The 21069-nt window shown below is 27.5% G+C and carries 19 protein-coding genes; 4 read left to right on the top strand and 15 right to left on the bottom strand.

Annotation, left to right across the window (positions count from 1 at the left end; genetic code table 11):
- Positions 1-41: 41 nt before the first annotated feature.
- Genes HNP68_RS03180 through HNP68_RS03165 form a run of 4 tightly spaced genes read right to left on the bottom strand, consistent with a single transcriptional unit; the run spans position 42 to position 4128 of the window.
- Positions 42-1826, bottom strand: a complete 1785-nt coding sequence (locus HNP68_RS03180; protein WP_183220362.1) for an alanine--tRNA ligase — start codon at positions 1824-1826, stop codon at positions 42-44.
- Positions 1826-3043, bottom strand: coding sequence for a flagellar motor switch protein FliG (locus tag HNP68_RS03175; protein ID WP_183220360.1), 1218 nt, complete (start codon positions 3041-3043; stop codon positions 1826-1828). Before HNP68_RS03175 ends, HNP68_RS03180 begins: the two co-directional genes overlap by 1 nt.
- Positions 3030-3737 carry a 6-phosphogluconolactonase gene (gene pgl / locus HNP68_RS03170; RefSeq protein WP_183220358.1) on the bottom strand — a complete coding sequence of 236 codons (708 nt, stop codon included), beginning with the start codon at positions 3735-3737 and terminating at the stop codon, positions 3030-3032. Before pgl ends, HNP68_RS03175 begins: the two co-directional genes overlap by 14 nt.
- A gap of 25 nt (positions 3738-3762) precedes the next feature.
- Positions 3763-4128: an SIMPL domain-containing protein gene (locus HNP68_RS03165; protein ID WP_183220356.1), complete on the bottom strand. Its 366-nt coding sequence runs from the start codon at positions 4126-4128 to the stop codon at positions 3763-3765.
- 399 nt (positions 4129-4527) lie between these two features.
- On the opposite strand from HNP68_RS03165, the gene dusA reads away from it, so the two are divergent.
- Positions 4528-5535: a tRNA dihydrouridine(20/20a) synthase DusA gene (dusA, locus tag HNP68_RS03160; RefSeq protein ID WP_183220354.1), complete on the top strand. Its 1008-nt coding sequence runs from the start codon at positions 4528-4530 to the stop codon at positions 5533-5535.
- Here the strand turns inward: dusA and serS are convergent.
- Complete coding sequence (gene serS / locus HNP68_RS03155; protein ID WP_183220352.1) at positions 5525-6802, bottom strand: serine--tRNA ligase; 1278 nt, start codon at positions 6800-6802, stop codon at positions 5525-5527. The two genes, dusA and serS, sit on opposite strands and share 11 nt — an antisense overlap.
- Positions 6803-6931: 129 nt before the next feature.
- On the opposite strand from serS, the gene HNP68_RS03150 reads away from it, so the two are divergent.
- Both HNP68_RS03150 and HNP68_RS03145 read left to right on the top strand, forming a co-directional pair.
- Complete coding sequence (locus HNP68_RS03150; RefSeq protein WP_183220812.1) at positions 6932-7633, top strand: hypothetical protein; 702 nt, start codon at positions 6932-6934, stop codon at positions 7631-7633.
- Positions 7634-7648: 15 nt separating this feature from the next.
- Positions 7649-10564 (top strand): insulinase family protein, encoded by a 2916-nt coding sequence (locus tag HNP68_RS03145; RefSeq protein WP_183220350.1) that lies wholly within the window; start codon positions 7649-7651, stop codon positions 10562-10564.
- Between the two features lie 47 nt (positions 10565-10611).
- Here the strand turns inward: HNP68_RS03145 and HNP68_RS03140 are convergent, their stop codons facing one another.
- The 8 genes from HNP68_RS03140 to HNP68_RS03105 form a co-directional block, all read right to left on the bottom strand.
- Positions 10612-10857 (bottom strand): type B 50S ribosomal protein L31, encoded by a 246-nt coding sequence (locus HNP68_RS03140; RefSeq protein WP_183220348.1) that lies wholly within the window; start codon positions 10855-10857, stop codon positions 10612-10614.
- Positions 10858-10917: 60 nt separating this feature from the next.
- On the bottom strand, positions 10918-12465 hold the full coding sequence (gene rho / locus HNP68_RS03135; protein WP_183220346.1) for a transcription termination factor Rho: 1548 nt from the start codon (positions 12463-12465) through the stop codon (positions 10918-10920).
- A 79-nt stretch (positions 12466-12544) separates the two neighbouring features.
- The gene (locus tag HNP68_RS03130) at positions 12545-12952 is read right to left on the bottom strand and encodes a bactofilin family protein (protein ID WP_183220344.1); all 408 of its coding nucleotides are present in this window, start codon (positions 12950-12952) and stop codon (positions 12545-12547) included.
- Positions 12953-13279 (bottom strand): HU family DNA-binding protein, encoded by a 327-nt coding sequence (locus tag HNP68_RS03125; RefSeq protein WP_006068623.1) that lies wholly within the window; start codon positions 13277-13279, stop codon positions 12953-12955.
- A 12-nt stretch (positions 13280-13291) separates the two neighbouring features.
- Complete coding sequence (gene rpsT, locus HNP68_RS03120; protein ID WP_183220342.1) at positions 13292-13549, bottom strand: 30S ribosomal protein S20; 258 nt, start codon at positions 13547-13549, stop codon at positions 13292-13294.
- A gap of 69 nt (positions 13550-13618) precedes the next feature.
- Positions 13619-14446 (bottom strand): hypothetical protein, encoded by an 828-nt coding sequence (locus tag HNP68_RS03115; protein WP_183220339.1) that lies wholly within the window; start codon positions 14444-14446, stop codon positions 13619-13621.
- Positions 14447-14460: 14 nt separating this feature from the next.
- Entirely contained in the window at positions 14461-15567 is a 1107-nt protein-coding gene (ychF, locus tag HNP68_RS03110; RefSeq protein ID WP_183220337.1) for a redox-regulated ATPase YchF, read from the bottom strand.
- A gap of 32 nt (positions 15568-15599) precedes the next feature.
- Positions 15600-17606, bottom strand: coding sequence for a hypothetical protein (locus HNP68_RS03105; protein WP_183220335.1), 2007 nt, complete (start codon positions 17604-17606; stop codon positions 15600-15602).
- Between the two features lie 150 nt (positions 17607-17756).
- Here HNP68_RS03105 and lnt point away from each other — a divergent pair, with 150 nt between their 5' ends.
- Positions 17757-19322: an apolipoprotein N-acyltransferase gene (gene lnt, locus HNP68_RS03100; protein ID WP_183220332.1), complete on the top strand. Its 1566-nt coding sequence runs from the start codon at positions 17757-17759 to the stop codon at positions 19320-19322.
- Here the strand turns inward: lnt and HNP68_RS03095 are convergent.
- Together HNP68_RS03095 and HNP68_RS03090 are read right to left on the bottom strand one after the other, a co-directional pair.
- Positions 19262-20032, bottom strand: a complete 771-nt coding sequence (locus tag HNP68_RS03095) for a hypothetical protein (RefSeq protein ID WP_183220330.1) — start codon at positions 20030-20032, stop codon at positions 19262-19264. The genes lnt and HNP68_RS03095 overlap by 61 nt on opposite strands.
- Before the next feature lie 59 nt (positions 20033-20091).
- Positions 20092-20694, bottom strand: a complete 603-nt coding sequence (locus tag HNP68_RS03090) for a deoxynucleoside kinase (protein ID WP_183220328.1) — start codon at positions 20692-20694, stop codon at positions 20092-20094.
- Positions 20695-21069 lie beyond the last annotated feature (375 nt).

The following is a 21069-nucleotide window of genomic DNA, read 5'->3' as shown; positions in this document are numbered from 1 at the left end:
AAAGCCTCCTATTACAATAAATCAACAAATAATAAACAATTTTACTTATCAATCAAAATAGCTTTTATTCTTCTTATACCTGAAGATGAGGATTGTTCTTTTTGTATTTTAAAAGTGCCAAGTTCATTGGTATTCTCTACATGAGGACCCCCACAAACTTCAAGTGAAAATCCATCTATCTCGTAAACGCTCACCAAATTATCATATTTTTCTCCAAAAAGAGCCATAGCGCCTCTTTCTTTAGCCTCACTTAATTCCATTATAGATTTTTTTACAGATAAAGAATTTTTTATCTGCAAATTAACAATATCTTCAACTTTTTTTATCTCATCATCTGTCATCTTTTCAGAATGAACAAAATCAAACCTTAATCGCTCAGCAGTAATATTGCTTCCTTTTTGTCTAACATGATCACCTAGTACTAATTGAAGTGCTTTATGAAGCAAATGCGTCGCTGTATGCAATTTAGTGGTTTCATAAGTATAGTCAGCAAGCCCTCCTTTAAAGACTTTGTCACTTCCTTTCTTTGAAATCTTTTGATGATTTTTAAAATACTCATTAAAACCTAACTTATCAATATTAAAGCCATATTCAAAAGCAAGCTCTTCTGTTACTTCGTATGGAAAACCATAAGTATCGTAAAGTTTAAAAACAATATTGCCAGGAATAGTCTTAGAAGGTAAATTTCGTGTTATTTTAATAAATTCCTGCTCACCTTGAAATAAAGTTTTAAAAAACTTTTCTTCTTCTGCACTCAACTCCTTTTTGATAAAATCTTTTTTTTCTGTTAGCTCATTATAAAAAGACCTATAAATAGTCTCTACAGAATCAACAAGATCAGCTAAAAAATGAGATTTTATTCCAAGTTTCTTCGCATATCTAATTGATCGCCTTATTAGTCTTCTTAAAACATACCCTTGGCCCAAATTAGAGGGAACAACAACAGAACTATCGGCAAGGATAAAACAGGCCGCTTTAACATGATCAGAAATTATTCTGATACATCTATCATCGTCTTCTTTTTGTCCATAAATTTTACCAGAAATAAATTCTATTCTCTTTATTATAGGTATAAATGCATCTGTATCATAAACTGAAGATTTGCCCTGCAAGAAAGCAATTGTCCTTTCAAGGCCCATTCCCGTATCAACACATTTTCGATCCAATTCTATGTAATTACCATTTTCATCTTTATTGTATTGCATAAAAACATTATTCCAGATTTCAAAATACTTGCCACAAGAACACGTAATATTGCAGTCAAGAGAACACTTAATTTTTCCAGTATCCACATATATTTCAGTATCTGGTCCACAAGGGCCTTTAGATCCAACAGGTCCCCAAAAATTATGGTCCTTAGAAAGATAGTATATTCTATCTTTAGAAATGCCCAAGCTTTCCCAAACTTTAGCCGTTTCTGTATCGCAAGGAATCTCTTGATCGCCTTCAAAAACACTCACATAAAGACTATCTTTTGGAATATTTAAATAATCAGAAGACGTCAAAAATTCAAAACTACACCTTACAGAATACTCTTTGAAATAAGCTCCAAGAGACCAATTTCCAAGCATTTCAAAAAAGGTTAAATGAGTTAAATCTCCAACCTCATTAATGTCTCCTGTTCTCAAGCATTTTTGAACATTAACAAGCATGTCTCCTGATGGATGTACTTCCCCAAGAAGATAAGGAATAAGGGGCTGCATACCAGCTGTATTGAAAAGAACTGTAGGATCATTTTCAGGAACCAATGATTTACCCCTTATTTCAAAATGTTTTTTTGATTTAAAAAAATCAATATATTTTTTACGCAACTTTTCAAGTGTCATTAAATAAATTCCTCATTTTTTCTATATATTACTAAATCGCCTTTTAAAGTTAAATTTTTAATATAATTAATAAAAGATAATGTCATAGTTTTTAAATCTTTTTTACTTATTTTTCCCAAAAAAGCTTCTTCATCTAAAATAATTTCTTTACGCCTTTTTGAAACATTTGAAAGCATTTTATCCCTAACCTCATCGGTTTTATCTTTAATAATAATTGCAATCTCTTTATCTGTAAACTCTCTTAAAATATTATGTAGATCATTATCCATGATTCTCAATATTACATTGATATCAAATATTTTCTCTCGAATTTCGCTGTCCACAACAGGATTTAAATCTCGCATATTAATCTTATTAAGCAGATTTTTCTCTTCATTAGAATCCATATAGCTTAAAATATCAACAAGTATCTTAGATCCATCAAGCTTGTCTGTCTTAAGACTACCTTGTATTTTAAATCTATCTTTAAGCTTATTTGAAATTGCCTCCACTGTCTCCATGCTTAATTGCCTTGGTTTAGCAAGATCTTTTACAAATTCTCTCCTATCTTTTTCTCCTAGCATCGAAAAAACATACTTTTTTTGATCTTTATTTAAATAATTATATAATATAACAAGCGTTTTAATGTTCTCATCTTTAATTAATGCCCAAAGTTGTTCATGCTCAATTTGAGATAAATAATCAAAAGGAATAAAAATATCATTGCCAGTAACTTTTTTATAAATTGATTTTGCCTTAGATTTTCCTAATGTTTTATTCAATAATTCATAAGCAAAATTATCATCAACCTTAACATACCTCTTTTCATTCTTTAACAATTCTTCAAATTCTTTAATAATATGATCTTTTTCTTCTGGAGCAATATAACTAATCTTTGAAATTTCTCTGGTGATCAATATTATATCCGAATCATCAAGCTCAGACATAATCTTTGCAGATTTTTCAAGTCCAATAGCCAAAAAATATTTTGCAATCTTTGTAACCTTACTCTCTTTGCGAATAAATCCTGGCTTTAAATCATTAATATTGTTAGATTTAGACTCAACAGGTGCTTTATTTTTATTACCCCTAACTAGATTTATCCAAGATCTAAGCATAGAACCTTGAATCTCTGAATCGGAAAAGTTTTTATTTAAACTTAAAGTATCAATTTCTTCAACAGTTTTTTTGCTTAAATTTTTAGTATTTTTATATTTAGAAAGCCTAGGATCCTGCATAACCTTCGTCTCTTTTAATGTTTGTAAGAACCAATAAATTGGGATGCTCTTTAAGGAGTCTGGCTGGACATTCATTAATAGAACTATTAAAACCTAAAAAATTTTCTAAAGCACGCTTTTTGTCAACTCCCATAAATAACAAAACAACAGCTTTTGAATTAAACAAAGATTTTGGCGTCAGGCTTATTCTTTTACTAGGAAATTTAGGAGAATTGTATTCATATTGATAACCTTCTACGTCTGAAAACAACAGTTTGCTTGAAGGAAAAAGAGATGCAATGTGACCATCCTCTCCAGCAGAAACCAAAATAAAATCAAAAATATTAAACCTAGAATTAAATTCAATATTATAATCATAAATAGCTGTGGTTTCGTCTATTTCGTTATAGGTAAAAGCATGAAATTTAGAAATGCTTATTAAATTTTTATCAACCATTTTGGAAAAAAAATTTTTATTTAAAAGACTATAATTGCTATTCTTGTCATTCAATGGAACACACCGTTCATCAACTAAAAAAAAATGTGATCTTTTAAAAGAAAAATTTTGTTTAAGAAAAACACTTAAAAAAGCAACTATGCTTCGACCACCACAAATTCCAATACTTGTATATTTATCTTTATCTATATTCATATTAAAAAAAGCAAAAAATCTATTTTTTAAATAATTTTCTTCATCAGAATATAAAAATTCCATTTAATTTCCTTTAATACATATTAATCTAAATAATAAAAAACGGTAAATAATAAGAAATGGTTGCAACCATTCTTATTATTTTTTGCGGATAAAGCTTTTGGTTACCAAAGCTTCTATCAAATGAAAAAAATTCAAAGTACTTTCGATTTGCATTTTTAATTTTACCTAATTTGGAAACAGAATGCTTTACAAATTCCAAAACTGCCAATTCTGCATTTCTTATTGAATTTGTTAACATTTCGGACCTTATACCATTGATTTTATTAAAATGATATTTTAAACCTCCATTGTTACTAACCAATAAGCCTTGATCATAAAGCTTAATAATATTTTTTTCTACTATTTTCATTTCCTCAACATCAATTTTATTGACAATTAAAGAAAAATACATGCTGTACCTACAACAAAATTTTTTATAACTCTACTCATTAAACATAAGTCCTATTTATTATATGGTCTTCATTAAATTCCCATTTAATAAAAAAGCTTTTAATCTTATTAAATAAATTTAAATTATTTACCTTAATGCTGCCCATACCCGTATTAACATCCAAATCATATTAATTCTAACTTAAAAATGTTAAAAACATTTTTTCCACTTATACCTTTAACTGAAATATAATTACCATTTTCGGTGTTAATGTTTTCTATTATATAAGAAATTATAATTTACAATGCTAGGAAAAGCAGTAAAAAAAATAAATCTTTTCCTCTAAAACAAAGACAATTCCTCCTAAAAACGAGAACAAATAATTGTTAAATTAGCTCGTTTATTTTAACATATTATGTAATGTTAATGAATCGTAAAATATCAATAGCTCCAATGGTAAACATTACAAACGAGCATTTTAGATATTTAATAAGACTTTTATCAAAAAAAGTTACATTATATACACCAATGATTTCTGCAAAGTCAATAATTATGGGTGATGTAAAAAAAATTGTAAAACAAACGACTTTAGAATCACCAATTGCAATTCAAATAGCAACAAATTCTAAAAATGATGCTCTTAAAGCCATTCAAATTCTTGAAAAACACTTCAATTTTGATGAATACAACCTTAATGTTGGGTGTCCATCTCTAAAAATTCAAAATGCAAATTTTGGAGCTTGTTTAATGAGCAATGCTAACAAAGTAGGTGAAATTTTAAAAACAATGAAAGAAAACACAAATAAGCCTGTTTCAATTAAGCATAGATTGGGCATAAGGCTTTTACCTAGTGATTACAAAAATGAAAGTTACTCTGAGGTAAAAAATTTTGTAAAAATAATTTCAGATTTTGGCATCAAAAATTTTATTGTACATGCAAGAGTTGCAATATTAAAAGGATTTTCTCCTAAAAATAATAGAAATATCCCAAAATTAAGGCATGAATTTGTATATAATCTTAAAAAAGAGAATAAAAATTTATTTATTGAAACAAATGGGGGAATTAACAACTTAGAGCAAATTCAAAAACATTTGTCTGTTGTTGATTCTGTTATGATTGGAAGAAGCGCTTTTGAAAATCCATACTTTATTGCAGAAGCCTCAAGAGAATTTCTAAACGAAACTGATGAAATCCCAACAAGAAAAGACATATTGATGCAAATGGTAGAATATGTTAAAGAATACGAAAATTATTTGTCAATAAATATATTATTCAAACATATTATGGGAATAACATTTTCTAAAGAAGGAGCTAAAAAATTTAGACAAAATTTAACAGCACCATTTCCAAAAAACTTTAAAAAACATGAAATATTGCTAAAAGCTATAGAAACATTGTCAGAAAAAATACTAAACTCTAATTCTTAAAAGGAATGTAATCAAACCCTGTATACTTAACCAAACTTTTAGGAATCCTAACTCCTCCCTTTTCATCTTGAAAGTTTTCAAGTATAGAAATGATGACTCTAGTTGTAGCTATCGCTGTTCCATTTACCATATGTGCAAATTTATTTTGCCCATCTTGATCTTTATATCTAATCTTAAGCCTTCTTGACTGATAATCCGTACAATTTGATGTTGAGGTAACCTCCCCATAGCTACCTTTGCCATCTCTTCCAGGCATCCATGCTTCGATATCATATTTTTTATATGCCGGTGAACCAAGATCAAAAGAACAAATATTTAAAACCCTATAAGGAATCTCAAGTTCAGTAAAAATTTGCTCTTGGATACCCAAAAATTCATCATGAATAACTTGAGATTCTTCTGCTTTACAAAAACAAAACATCTCTACCTTGCTAAATTGATGAACTCTATAAAGACCTTTTGAAAGCTGCCCATATGCTCCAGCTTCTTTTCGAAAACAATGTGAAAATCCTGCCATTTTTATTGGCAAAGTTAGATCTATTATTTTATTATAATAGTATCCACCAAGTGTAATTTCAGAAGTACCTACAAGATATTTATCTGTACCTTCAATTTTATAAATATTGCTCTCAATACCACGAGGATTAAAACCAATCCCATCAACTATAAACTCTCTTGCAACATCAGGAGTAATAAAAACATCAAAACCTTTTTCTCTCAATTTATTTAAAGAGAAATTAATTAAAGCAATTTCTAAAAAAACTGCCTCATTTTTTAGATAATAAAATTTATTACCGCTAACCTCACGTGCTCTGTCGAAATCTAAAAGATCTAAATCTCTACCAATCTCTAAATGATCTTTTGGCTTAAAATCAAAATTTGGAATAATTCCAACCTTTTTTATCTCAAAATTACCTTCCTCGCTATCACCAATAGGCACATCAAGCGACAAAATATTGGGTACTTGCCTATTTTCAAGGTCAAAATCAAAAGATACTCTCTTAAGCTCTTCTTCTAGATCAATAAGCTGTTTTTTTAAAATCTTTCCAGTTTCTATTAAAGAAATTTTCAAATCCTCATTAAGATTTTTTCGCATTTTAAAGGAATTTTCATTTCTTTTTGCATTAAGCTCACAAATTTTAGTAATTATTTTTTTCCTTTTATCATCAAGATAAATTAACTTATCAATATCTAAAACAAGGCCTCTTGCTTTAATACTTTTCTTAACAAGATCAAGATTATCTTTAATAAATTTCAGATCAAGCATCTTATCTCCTAAGATATGTCATAAATAAAATTTTTAAACAAAATTACAAATAATATTAATTCATATCAAGGTTATTATATAATATCTTATAACAGGATTAGAATAAATATGGCAGGGAGAAATCGTAGTATGCTAAATCCAATAACAATAAAAGTAACTTTTGTGTTAATATCTACATTAATGATTTTTAACGGATGTGCAAAAAAAACTACCAAAATCAATTTTAAAGATATTAACTCAAATAGCAACGAAATGAATTCTTTAATAATAACTTCAATGAGTTCAAAAGAAGAATCAAAATTTTATGAATACAATATTAGAATACCTAAATTAATAATTGAGGGAAAAGAAAAAGGAAACCTTGAAGAATTTAATACCGAGCTTAACGAATATATCAGTCAAATTGTAGCAAGACTTGATATTGTTAGTAACGAACTTAAACCTGAGGACAAAAAATTTAGCTTAAAAATAGACTATGAAATCCACTATGGTTACAACACTTATACAATAATACTTATTGCAACTCAAGAAATACATGACAGTCCTATTACAAATTACAGAACTTATTACATTCAAGATAATGGGCATTATATTCATAACATTGACGACATAATTAAAACAGATGAAGCATTCCCATTTTTTATAAAAAAAATTAAAGAAAAAATTTTACCTAACGAATTATTATTTGATTTACAGCAAGCAGTAATTTACTTTGAAAACAAAAAAATTATTATTAAATTCCCAGAATACACGTTTAAACTGGACGACTCAGAAGAGCTTCAAAACATATTTGAATTTAATGCCAGCGAAATAGAACAATTTGTAAAATAAGGATTAAAACCGCAAATGAAAAGGAAAAAAATTTTTAAGCTAATTTCAAAAACTTATCTAGAAGAATATGATGCAGAAGGATCTTATTTTAAACACGACAGCGGGCTTGAAGTATTTCACTTAAAAAGCGATTCTTTTAAAGAACATGCATTTTGCATAGCTTTTAAGACAATACCTTCAAACAATACAGGGGTTGCACATGTTTTAGAACATACAATTTTTTGTGGTTCTAACAAATATAAAATAAAAGATCCATTTCTTTATCTATTAAAGGGCAGTCTAAACACATTTTTAAATGCAATGACATTCCCAGACAAAACCATCTACCCAGCAGCATCAACAATCGAAAAAGACTATTTTAATTTATTTCATATCTATGCTGATTCTATATTTCACCCACTGCTTAAAAAAGAATCATTTATGCAAGAAGGATACAATATAAATCCAAAAGACTTTAAAGTATCTGGAATTGTTTTTAATGAAATGAAAGGCAGCTACTCAAATAAAAATTCTCTAATCAACGAAATAGTAAGTAGTTCTCTTTTTGAAGAAGGAGCATATAAATACGATTCGGGTGGAATTCCAACAAATATTATTGATCTTACCTATGAAAATTTTTTAGATTTTTATAAAAAATATTATACACTTGATAACTGCAAAATATTTTTATGCGGAAACACTCAGACTGAAAAAAATCTAAATTTCATTGAAAAATATATAATAAGGCCTTATAAAAAAGAAAAAAGTAATGTTAATATTGAAATAGAAAACGTTAAAAGATGGGAAAAAGGTAAAAAATTAACATACAAAATTCCTAAAGAAAACGATAATACTCTTGGGGTATACACAATAAATTGGCTTTGCACAGAAATTAACAATATTGAAGACAGTATTGGTCTTGAAATTCTCTCAGAAATACTCTTAGATGATTCTTGTTCGTTCATAATCAATATCTTAAAAAGCGGGATTGGCGAAGATATCGCTCACATTAGTGGAATAAATACGGATTTAAAAGAATCCATTTTTTCATTTGGACTTCAAAATGTTGTTGAAAAAAAAGAAAAAGAATTTAAAAATTTAATTTTTAGTGAGCTTAAAAATTTAGTAAAAAATAAAATTCCAAAAGAGCTAATAAAAGGAATTCTTTTTGGCTATGAATTTGCTCTAAAAGAAGAAAAAGGACAAAATTTCCCCATTGCTTTAATGATAAAAAGTTTTAAAGGATGGCTAAATGGCATGCATCCGATCAAAACATTGCAAACAAGCTACTATATAAATGAAATTACAAATAAATTAGAAAAAGGAATTGATTACTTCGAAAATTTAATCGAAAAATATTTAATACTTAACAATCATTACACACTAATAAGCTTTATTCCATCACATGATACAGAAAAAGAAATGGAAGAAGAAATTGAAAAAAAATTAATGACAAAGGAAATTGAAATTAAACAAAATCCAGAAGAATTTTTACAATTTAAAAAAGACTATAATCAGTTTAAAAAATACCAAAATAAAAAGGATTCTAAAGCAGATATAGCAAAACTCCCTTTACTAAAAATAGAAGATTTACCAAAACAAATAGAAAAAAGTTTAGATCTTAATGAAATAAAAGAACTAAATCTACATTCTTTTAAATTTAAAAATAACAATATTTTTAATGTAAACTTATTTTTTAAACTAAATCTTTTGGAAAAAGAAGACTATATATACCTTTCCTTATTCAAAAGAGCTCTACAAGATTTATCTACAAAAAACTATTCTTACATAGATATTAACAACAAAATCCAAAATACTTTGGGACAAATAAATATATCTGAAAATTACGATGAAAATATTAATGAAAAAATTTTAAATTCATTTAATATTAGCTTTAAATCTTTTAATCATAAGGTTAAAGAATCATTTGAACTGATCAAAGAAATTTTAATTAATATTAACTTCCACGATTATGAGAGGTTAAAAGAAATATCACTGAGCTTAAAAAACGATTTTAAATCCTTATTAATCCCCAAAGGACATCTTTTGGCAATATTAAGGTCCAAATCAAAGTTAAAATTAAATGAATATTTAAAAGAATTACAAAATGGGATAACAGGTAGAGAATTTTGGCAAAAAATAAAAATAGATACAGAATCTTTGAAAGAAATCGCAAATAAATTAGACAATTTAAAAAATAAAATAATTTCAAAAAACAATCTATCCGCACTAATAATGGGAAACACTGACGATATTCTTAAAACATTAGAAAATGAATTTTTTAATCTAAAAGAAAACCTAAAAGAAAATAATTATTACGATGGATTGCTCAATATTGAAACAAACAACAAAACATTAAAAGAAATAATAATTATCCAATCAAAAGTAGCCTTCAATGCCATATGTTTCCCTACTTACAAAATCAAAGATGAGAATTACCCAAAAGCAAACTTTTTAGAGCATATATTAAGAAGTGGAATTTTTTGGGAAAAAATAAGAGTAATAGGCGGTGCATACGGAGCAAGTGCATCGATCGCTAACGGAATTTTCTCTTTTGCATCATACAGAGACCCCAATTTTATTAAAACGTACCAGACTTTTGAAAGCTCTTTAGAAGAACTAGCTAATAATAAAATGACAAATGAAGAAATTTACACCTACTTAATAGGCTTAATAGGAACCAATATCTATGTAAAAACTAAAGCTACAGAAGCTTTGCAAAGCTATAGAAGAAAAATGTTAAATATTAGTGATAGTTTAAGACAAACCATTCGAGATGCCTACTTTACAATTACACCCCAAGATATTAAAGAAACATCCGAAAAGATTTTAACACAATTAAGACAACACAATAGCATTACATCTTTAGTAAATAACCAAACATATGAAAAAGAAAAAAACAATCTGGAAAAACTAATAGGAAAAGAATATAACGTAAAAAAAATTTATTAATATTTTTTCAAAATTTCATGCAAAAAACTAATAAATTTTTTAAATTTTTAGGACTTTTTATACCTTTTATTAAATTTATCAATCCTTCCTGCAGCATCAACAAACTTTTGTTGACCAGTATAAAAAGGATGTGATTTGCTTGTAATCTCTACAGTAATCAGTGGATATTCCTTTCCATCAATATATTTAATAGTTTCTTTTGAATTTAAAGTAGACCTGGTTAAAAACATTGCTCCATTTGATCCGTCTTTAAATACCACTAAATTACTTTTAGGATGTATATCTTTTTTCATAAAACTCTCCTTTTAAACCTTCACTAAAGTTTAATTGACATTAAAAATAATGTCAATTTTTTAATTACCATTGCTCATTGTCTTTAAAAAGATCTCATTATTTTTGCTTTTTTTCATCTTTTCTATCAAAACTTCAACTCCCTCATAATCATCAACACCTCCTAGTATTCTTCTAATAAGCAAAATCTTAGAGCGCTCCTCTTCACTAAGAAGTAACTCTTCTTTTCTAGTGCCTGACTTTTTAATATTAATAGCAGGAAAAAGTCTTCTGTCTGCTAAACTTCTATCAAGAATTAATTCCATATTACCGGTACTTTTAAATTCCTCAAAAATAACTTCATCCATTTTACTGCCAGTATCAACCAAAGCAGTAGCTATAATAGTCAAACTTCCCCCTTCTTCAATATTTCTAGCAGATCCAAAAAATCTCTTTGGCTTATGAAGAGCATTAGAATCTACTCCTCCCGACAAAATTTTACCAGAAGTTGGCATAGTTTGATTATATGCCCTTGCAAGCCTTGTAATAGAATCAAGCAAAATAACAACATCTTTTTTGTTTTCAACAAGCCTTTTTGCCTTTTCGATAACCATCTCTGCTACCTGAACATGCCTACTAGCCTGCTCATCAAAATTAGATGCAATCACCTCACCTTTAACGCTACGAATCATATCTGTAACTTCTTCTGGTCTCTCATCAATAAGCAATATCATCAAAATAACATCCGAATAATTAGTAGTTATTGCGTTAGCTATTTTTTGAAGCAAAGTGGTCTTTCCTGCTTTTGGAGGAGACACTATTAAAGCCCTCTGCCCCTTACCTATAGGTGAAAAAAGATTAATAAGCCTTGTAGAAATATTGCAATTTTCATATTCAAGATTCAATTTAACATTAGGATAAAGGGGAGTTAAATTATCAAAAGGTATTCTGTTTTGAGCAAACGTAGGATCTTGATTATTAATAGACTTAATTTTAACCATGGCAAAAAATCTTTCACCATCCCTAGGCGATCTAATTTGGCCATATAAAATATCACCGGTTCTTAAATTAAAAAGTCTAATCTGAGAAGGAGAAACATAAACATCATTACCTCCCGAAAGATAAGAATTTGATGCGGTTCTCAAAAATCCATAGCCATCACTAAGTACATCAAGAACACCTGTAAATAAAACATTAATATTATTTTCACTTAATATTTTTACCAACAAAAATATTAATTCGGTTTTTTTCATTGTTACAGCAATAGTATGATTGGTTCCAAGACCTTCAACAATTTTTCTAACCTCTGTAATTGGCTTGCCATAAAGTTTTTCAATCTCTAAATAATCTTTCCCATTAAAAAACTTAATGATATTGCTTTGCTCTAAGGTTTTAATGTTATTTTCCAAACCTGAAGCAGGAATATCATAATCAAATTCAGGAAATGCTACACCATTTGAATCCTTTGCATTATTTAAATCTAAAGATTTTGTCACGTTAGATGCAGAATCCTTTTTGGCAACAACTTTAATCACTTTTTTTTTCAAATTATCTTCAATCTTAAACTCTTTAGAAACATCCAACCGCCTTATTTCACTTTCTAAATCAAATCCACCATTTTTTTTATCCATAATTTCCTCTACGAATTAAATTTTTGAGAAAGGATTTTATAAAAATCTACTTATTATTAATTAATAAAAAACACCAACCCTATTGCAAAGTATCTTTTATTTGTGAAACGGTGAAAGAAAATAAATCTATAATTTCATTAGATTTTATCATTTCACACTTACCATCAAAAATTATATTATCATTAATAAATATTTTTTTTGTCTTTACATCCCCATATATTTTACAACCACTGTTTAAATAAACTTTACTAGCAGCATTTACATTACCCTTCAAAATTCCTTCTACTATTAATGTATCACAAATTACCACATCGGTGATAACCTTGCTGTTTTTACCAATAAAAAGCACACCTCCTTTCGAAGATATTTCACCTTCAAAAGAAGAATCGAGATACAAAGTTCCTTCAAATTTTAATTTTCCTCTAAAAGTTAAACTAGAATCCAGCTTACAATCCCATTTATAAGAATCTACCACATTAACCGGCATTTAACCTTTAATACCCCAAACTCTCTCTTTCAAATCTTTGCCTGGACGAAAATATGCAACATGATGATCTAAAACTTTAACATATTCTCCTGTTTGAGGATTGCGAGCATTTAAACGTCCCTTTCTTTTTCTAACTTCAAATGTACCAAAAGATCTAAACTCAATAACATTATTTGAACAAAGATTACTCTTAAGCTCTTCAAAAAAAGCATCTATTACAAGTCTTATGTATTTTTTTTCTAATTTTAGATTATTATTTCTAATATTCAAAGATATTTGATCAACAATATCTGACTTAGTAATCTTTGGTCTTCTTGGAAAAGACATAAACTAATTTCCTTACTTTAACAGCAAAACATTTAAACGAGATTTTTTTCTAGCGGCCTTATTTTTATGAATTATTCGCTTTCTAGCAGCAGTGTCTAGTTTTTTTGCAACAAACTTAAAAAATTCAATAGCTTCGTCTTTTTTACCCGATTTAATCATATTGATACAGCGTTTTTCTATTGTCTTTAATTCACTTTTTACACTTACATTTCTAATCTTTCTTTTTAAATTTTGACGAGAGCGCTTCAATGCAGATGCATTTTTTCTCAAGTGATACTCCTTAATTTATTAAACAATGAATTTAATATACCAACTAATTTAAATATAGTCAATCAAAGCTTAAATTAATTCAGTATTATAATTTTGATTAATATACTCAAAAACCTTTTGCATGGAATAAGAAATTTTTTTATTCAAGATATATACTTTTTTTGCCGAATGATTCCTTTTATAGGAAAAACATAAATAACTTTTATTGTTAAATTCAAATTCCCTAGTAACAAAAATTTTTTCAAAAAATTCATAAAAATAAATTTCACCTTTAAAGATTTTTCTTTCATAAATTGAATCTTGCCTAAATTCATAAAACAACACTATATTGCTAATAACCGAAAGATCACCTAATAAAACTTTAATATCAATAAAACAAATAAATAAAAAAATAAATATATTGCTTAATGAAATATAATAAACAAATAAACTAATTATAATACGAGCCAAAAACATGCAAAGATAGACATAAGACAAATAATATCTTATTGGGAAATTTTCCAATTTTGGAATAAATAAATCTTTTCTTCGAAATTTAAGCTCTTTGAATAATTCACTCGAACCATTGCCTATCCAAAAACAAATCTTAATCTTTTTTTTATTTTTTAATTTTAAAATCAAAACATTGTCTGACAATCTTTTTTCAAACGAAATAATATCATTAAAATCAAAATTATAACTTAAAAAATTACTCTTATAATAAATCTTAGAACCCTTAAAAGAAATAGAACAAAAATATCTTAAATAAAAAAGAATTACAAAAAAATTTACTAAAAAAATCCCCAGAACAAAATAAAAAAAAATAGTATCATACAAAAATAAATAAAGCAAACAAATTGCAATATTGAAAACAAACAAACTAACTAATTTTATATTATTTAAAAATAAATAACCCATAATATAAAATAAATCTAAACATTAAATTTAAAAAAGATTACATCTCCATCTCTTACCAGGTATTCTTTACCTTCAATTCTAACAAGTCCTTTCTCTTTTAGTCTTTGAACACTTTGAAATTTAAACAAATCCTCACAAGAATAAACTTCTGCTTTAATAAAACCCCTCTCAAAGTCGCTATGAATTATTCCAGCGGCTTTAGGAGCTTTAGTGCCCTGTTTAAATGTCCAAGCTCTAACTTCTTGCAATCCTGCTGTAAAATAAGTTCTAAGCCCTAAAGTATAATAGGCTTTTTTTATCAAATTACTAAGGCCGCTATCATTTATCCCAAATAATTCTAACATTTCATTTTTATAAGATACATCCTTTATTCCAGCAAGCTCGGCTTCAATTTTGGCACATAATATTAAAAAATCATTTCCTTCTTTCAAAGCAATATTTTTTACAATATCTGTATATTTATTGCCACTAAGTGAATTTTCATCGACATTACAAACATACAAAACTTTTTTAAAAGTCAAAAGATTTAACGATCTAATAAAATTGTATTCGAAATCATCAAATTTAAACTCAATAGCAGGATTCATATTACCTAAATGATCTTCAAGCCTTTTTAGCATTAAAACAATTGCCTTAGAAGATTCGCTAATTTTTTTATCAGTGCTTTTCACATTTTTTTCTTGCTTTTGAAGACTTTTTTGAACAGTTTCAAGATCTGATAGACAAAGTTCAATATTGATTGTAGTTATATCTTTTTCAGGATTAATTTCATTATTAATATGAATAACTTCTTTTTCTTCAAAGCATCTTACAACATGAACAATAAGAGAAACCTCGCGAATATTAGCCAAAAACTTATTACCAAGCCCCTCACCTGTTGATGCCCCTTTAACAAGACCTGCAATATCCACAAATTCCATAACAGCAGAAATAATCTTTTGTGGAACAATACACTCTGCAATTTTTAACAGCCTTTCATCAGGAATCTCTACTATTCCTACATTTGGCTCAATAGTACAAAAAGGATAATTAGCAATCTCAACCTTAGATGATGTTAACGATGCAAATAAAGTAGATTTGCCCACATTGGGAAGTCCCACAATTCCTGCATTAAGTTTCATATCTCAAACCCCTAATAAAATTAAAAAGCAATCTAATTAATAAAATATGCAAATTCTCCCCTTCCCGTCTGTTGATTCATATTTACCTCAACAGATAAATTAAAATATTTATTAGGCTCTTGAGGACCTGGATAATAATATTCTAGCAAATAAGTACCTGTTTTTTGTTCTAAAATTAAATCATAAACTTTAGATACTCCTTCATAAGATGAAAAGGGAATTATGGCGCCACCTGTCTCATTAACTAAATACTGAAGCTTGCTATTAACAGGATCATTGCCAAATAATATTAAGTAAAACCTTATATCATTATTTTTATAATAGCTTACTATTGTATCTAAAGAGTATTTCTCAAAAGCTTTGCGATTTAAAACACCGCCACTAAAATAGACTACTGCTCTTCTTGAGCTTTTTGACATAAGCCCAGAACCTGCCAACTTTAAACTAACATCTGTTTTTATAAAATCTGTACTATAAGGACCAAGAGAACTTGTATTTTTAATACTATTTGTTAAGCTTTCAATATTATCTATAATAGGCACATTTGTTGCATTTATAAAACTAAAACTTTTATTTTTTGACGACTCCATTAAAGCATTTAAACTTACAATTTGATCTAGATCATAATTTTTCATATAAGAAGATTTATCAAAAACAACTGCTATATTAATGTCTTTTGAAGCATTTACATTGTACGCTACTTTAGGATTGACAATGTAATAATTTTCATTTGCAATTGAAAAATTTTCACTTTTAAGTCCAACAACAGGCAGCCCGCTTTTGCTGCTTACATTAAGCTCAACGTAAATTTTAGGGCCCCCAAGTCTAACTATTCTTCTAACATCAACATTTAAACTATCGTAAAGACTTGAATCACTTTTGTAAACTGAAACTTTGGCATTATTAAAATCTGAGACAATCATCTGATTATTAGCATCCAAAACAGATGAAGAAATTTTAGAATTCACTTTATCTGCATTTAAAATTTTTGTAATTGTCTTTTTAGCAATATTGTAGCTATAAACACCATATTTTGAAGATACTATAACATTGTTACCGGTAAAATCGCTACTAAGACCCTCTATCCCTTCAATAGAAGTAAAAACTGAATACAAATGATTGCCACTAGTATCAAAAACTTCAATAGTATTTCGCAAAGAGTCTGCAACATAAATATTCTCATTCAAATAAGTTATACCTGTAGGACCCAAAAGCCCCTTGTAACCTGAAGTTCTATAGCCAAAATGCAAAATAAAATCGCCATCAAGTCCAAATTTGCTAACTCTTTTATTTCCCCACTCGCTCACATAAATATAGTTTCTCTTATCAATAGCCATATACTGAGGAGCAAGCAATTCGCCATCTTTTGTGCCTTTTTTCCCAATAGATTTCCTTTTAACTCCTAGAACTTTGTCGTAAACACCAACTTCATCACTTGAATAAAGAGTAACATAAAGCAAATTATTAGCTTCAATAACATCATAAGGCGATTTTAAATAACTAAATCCATCTTTAACCAAAATATTAACATTATTATTGACATCAAAATACAATATTTCATTACCTACAAAGTTAGCAGCATAATATCCACCGTATTTATCAGCTCTCAAAGATGTAATCTGATACCCGTGCGGCCTTTTGTAAATAGAATTATCAAGAGAAGCCACTTTTACAAGTTTTTTAAAATTAAGTTCGTAATTTGAAAAAATCCCTCTCCTTTGCTCAATAGTAGAAATCAAATGTCTAAGATAAGAAACCTTATAACCTTGATCTTTTAAATTTCTCCATTCCATTAAAGCTTCTTCAACATAACCCAATCTGTAATAAACATTACCAGTCCAAAAATGATAATCAAGGTTATTAGGATCAAAACTTAAAATTTTTTTAAAAGACAAAAGAGCATCATCATAAATTCCATTGTTATAAGAATTAAGAGCCCATTTAAACTCTTCTTGAGCATCTTTATTGGTAACTATTCCTTGAGCAGGTAAACTAAAAAAATTTAAAAAAAACAAACCAATAAAAACAAAAGCTAACATAATCTCCCTTACTCTCTAAAGACCTATTACAAGCATAAATTTCACAAAAAATACAAAAAATTAATACTATTCATATAAAATTATTAATGATAATGTTTTAATAATATTACATCATTATGCTACTACTAATAATAGTAAAAAAGAGGAAAAATGAAAACTAGATACCTTTGCCTAGCCGCATTTTCAGGAATTCTTACAACACTTGCAATTCCAAATGAAATTAAAGAAACCGGATATTCAATCCTGGGATTTGTTGCTTATGTACCGTTTTTTTTAGCCTTAAATAAAATAAAAGATAAAAACACATTAATAGGATTAACCGTATTTTACTTCATAATAGCCAACTGCTTGCAAAATTTTTGGCTTGGATTTTTTCATGCATTTGGATGGATTACATTCATAGGAGTGGTAATAGGATACATTCCATATTCATTAACTTTAGGCTATTTTCTTTATTACTCTTTAAAAAGCTTTAAAAATAAAGCAATAACAATAACAATGCTTTTCACATTTTATGATTACTTAAGATCAATTGGATTTTTAGCATATCCTTGGGGACTTGCAGCTTTTACAGTAAACAACTTCAATAATCTAATTCAAATAGCAGACATTTTCGGTGTATTTTTTGTATCATTTGCAGTTTACTTTTTAAACTCAGGAATTGCAGATTTTTTAATCCATAAAAACAAAACAAATTTGCTAAACACAATATTTCCAATAATGTTAATAACAACATCTTTTACTTACGGAATACTTAAAAAAACAGAACTACAAAGCTTATTATCAAAAGAAATAGATAGCATAAACATTGCAGCTATTCAGCTTAATATTGACCCATGGTTGCCTGGAAATGACGAGAAAGGAATAAGGGATTCTATTACAATTACAGAACAAGCCTTAAAAGAAAACCCACAAATAGAATTTGTAATTTGGAGCGAAGGAGTACTAACCTACCCCTTTAGCAAAGAAGACCAATACTTTAAAAGCTATAACTTGCATAATGAGCTAAAAAATTTTATAAAAGAACATAAAATCCCATTTGCCATTGGTGCTCCCTCAAATGTAGATAAAACCATAAGGATTCAACAAAATTCTATTTATATGATAGAACCGGACCTTAACATTGCAAACATATACTCTAAAATATTTTTAGTCCCTTTTGCAGAAAAAATTCCATTTTACGAATATGAATTTGTAAGAAACTTTTTTTTAAAAAATTTTAGAATCTTGGGACAAATTGAAGGCAATAAAATTGAAATATTGAAATTGAAAAAATTTAAATTTGCTCCCTTAATATGTTATGATGATGCATTTCCAGAACTTTCAAGATTTTATAAAATCCAAGGCGCTAATATATTGTTAAACTTTTCAAACGACTCTTGGTCAAAAACAAATTCAGCAGAATGGCAACACTTTGTTGTGTCTAAATTTAGAAGCATTGAAAATGGAATCAAAACCATTAGAGCTACAAACTCAGGAATCACTGCGGTCATCAACGAATATGGAGAAATTACTGAAAGACTAAAAACTTTTACAAAAGGCTACTTATTATCAACCGTAAAACTGTCTCCAACATTTACAACCATTTATGAAAAAATTGGAGACTCGTTTATATATATATTAATAATGATGTTTGCAATTACAACACTAAGATTTTACTTTATAGAAGATAAAAACCAATTATTATCATCCTCTTTAGTAAAAATTAAAGTCTGACGTTCTTTCCAAAATGGAAAATTTTTAGTAAAATCATTGTTTCTAGTAAATACATTAACAACAAAAGAAGTATCGTTGGACTTTGAAATTTTTAAAGAATTTAAATCGTAATAATCATCAACTGATATATACTCTCGCTCATCCGGATCAATTTTAGATGAAGCACTTGATAAAATTGATATAAAATCATCTTTTGATTCAAATTTACCCATAACATTAACTTTATCCGCAATAACAGATCCAAACAAATCAAAGTTTTGAGAAATTAAAGCCCTTGCAAACTTTCCAAATTGAAATTTAATAATTTTGTCTTGATTTTTACTTCTCTCTCTTTGAGCAATATATTCTATTTTAGGAGCATTTGTAAAATCATTGATTTCTATTTTTTCATGCACTATCCCAGGTATCTCCTCAAGTTTAACATCCTCAAGCATAACAACCTTGGAATTGTCATCCTTAATTCTAGCATCAAGCTCTTTAACTGCAAGCTTGATATTAACTCCCTTTTTCAAATCTGGATAAATCTTTAAAGCTTTTGCTTGGAAAAGTTTTCCCTTTTTAACTTTACCAACATTTATATACCTTTGACCAACCTCATAATAAAAAATAGCAAGCTCTTTTTGCTTATCAACATAAGAAGAATTATCTTGAGCAAATAAATTCAAAAAAACAAAAGAGAATAAAAAATATAGAAGAAATAATCTCCCCATAAGAACCTCCATTAACACTTAACCTTTAAAATAAAAGAATGTCAATCTACTATAAGTAATTATAATACAAGTTTATCTCTAATTAAAGAAATCACTTTATTCTTATCTTCTTCGTTAAAAATATTTATATCATCGTAAGAAAATTTTATCTTTGAAGATAAGCTGTAATCATTATACCACTTCAAATATTTCCTATTAAGACCTTCAAGATAATCTCTGGGAATATTCATTTCAAAGCTTCTATTTCTATTTTTAATTCTGCGTTCAACCTCATCAATACTACAATCAAGATAAACAAGCAAACTTGGTCGCTGAGAATGCTCAAGCATATTATCAAGAAGATCAATATATATTTTATACTCTTCGTCAGAAATATATCCATCGCAATTTAAAAGAGACGCAAAAACACAATCACCATAAATAGATCTATCAAGTATGCCCCCTTTTGTTCTAAACACACCTTTTATTAATTTAAACCTTTCATTGAGAAAATTAATTTGCACTGGAAATGCCCATCTGGATTTATCCTTATAAAATTTACCTAAAATAGCCAAAGTAAAATCATTATTCAGCTCACTGTAAAAAGGAACTTTCAACTCCTTTGATAAAATATTTCCAAGAGTAGTTTTTCCTACTCCAATTAAACCTTCTATTACAATCACCAAGTCTACCTCCAAAAATAACTTAAATAAGTTGCATATAATCTAAAAAAGAATTGCTAAAACATAAAACTTAATTAATCAAAAAAATCCAATGTAAAAATTTTAATATAAAATAAAAAAACCTTAAATAAATTTTTGGAAAAGAAGTCAATAATTTAAAAATTAAAATTTTTAAATTATTGACAATAATATTAATTAGAAATAATATATTAAATATAAAGTTTATAAACTTATAATTAAAAATATTAATTTTTAATCTAGAAAGCTAAAATATAAAAATCGTAACTATTTTTAAAAAAATTCTAAATATGATTGAAAAAATTTAATATATCTAAATTCAAAATTTTAAAATTAAAACTTTTAAAAAAATAAAAT

Source organism: Borreliella yangtzensis (genome assembly GCF_014201775.1).
GTDB classification, from domain to species: domain Bacteria; phylum Spirochaetota; class Spirochaetia; order Borreliales; family Borreliaceae; genus Borreliella; species Borreliella yangtzensis.
This window is presented reverse-complemented; position numbering and strand designations above follow the sequence as displayed.

Bases quoted from the DNA above. Each gene is read 5' to 3' on its own strand.
- serS (WP_183220352.1), bottom strand. From the start codon at position 6,802: ATGCTTGATCTGAAATTTATTAAAGATAATCTTGATCTTGTTAAGAAA.
- HNP68_RS03130 (WP_183220344.1), bottom strand. From the start codon at position 12,952: ATGCCGGTTAATGTGGTAGATTCTTATAAATGGGATTGTAAGCTGGAT.
- ychF (WP_183220337.1), bottom strand. From the start codon at position 15,567: ATGAAACTTAATGCAGGAATTGTGGGACTTCCCAATGTGGGCAAATCT.
- HNP68_RS03095 (WP_183220330.1), bottom strand. From the start codon at position 20,032: ATGGGGAGATTATTTCTTCTATATTTTTTATTCTCTTTTGTTTTTTTG.
- HNP68_RS03125 (WP_006068623.1), bottom strand. From the start codon at position 13,279: ATGTCTTTTCCAAGAAGACCAAAGATTACTAAGTCAGATATTGTTGAT.
- HNP68_RS03140 (WP_183220348.1), bottom strand. From the start codon at position 10,857: ATGAAAAAAGATATACATCCTAAAAGTAATTTAGTGGTATTTAAAGAC.
- pgl (WP_183220358.1), bottom strand. From the start codon at position 3,737: ATGGAATTTTTATATTCTGATGAAGAAAATTATTTAAAAAATAGATTT.
- HNP68_RS03115 (WP_183220339.1), bottom strand. From the start codon at position 14,446: ATGGGTTATTTATTTTTAAATAATATAAAATTAGTTAGTTTGTTTGTT.
- HNP68_RS03165 (WP_183220356.1), bottom strand. From the start codon at position 4,128: ATGTATTTTTCTTTAATTGTCAATAAAATTGATGTTGAGGAAATGAAA.
- rho (WP_183220346.1), bottom strand. From the start codon at position 12,465: ATGGATAAAAAAAATGGTGGATTTGATTTAGAAAGTGAAATAAGGCGG.
- dusA (WP_183220354.1), top strand. From the start codon at position 4,528: ATGTTAATGAATCGTAAAATATCAATAGCTCCAATGGTAAACATTACA.
- HNP68_RS03175 (WP_183220360.1), bottom strand. From the start codon at position 3,043: ATGCAGGATCCTAGGCTTTCTAAATATAAAAATACTAAAAATTTAAGC.
- HNP68_RS03180 (WP_183220362.1), bottom strand. From the start codon at position 1,826: ATGACACTTGAAAAGTTGCGTAAAAAATATATTGATTTTTTTAAATCA.
- HNP68_RS03145 (WP_183220350.1), top strand. From the start codon at position 7,649: ATGAAAAGGAAAAAAATTTTTAAGCTAATTTCAAAAACTTATCTAGAA.
- HNP68_RS03105 (WP_183220335.1), bottom strand. From the start codon at position 17,606: ATGTTAGCTTTTGTTTTTATTGGTTTGTTTTTTTTAAATTTTTTTAGT.
- HNP68_RS03150 (WP_183220812.1), top strand. From the start codon at position 6,932: ATGCTAAATCCAATAACAATAAAAGTAACTTTTGTGTTAATATCTACA.
- lnt (WP_183220332.1), top strand. From the start codon at position 17,757: ATGAAAACTAGATACCTTTGCCTAGCCGCATTTTCAGGAATTCTTACA.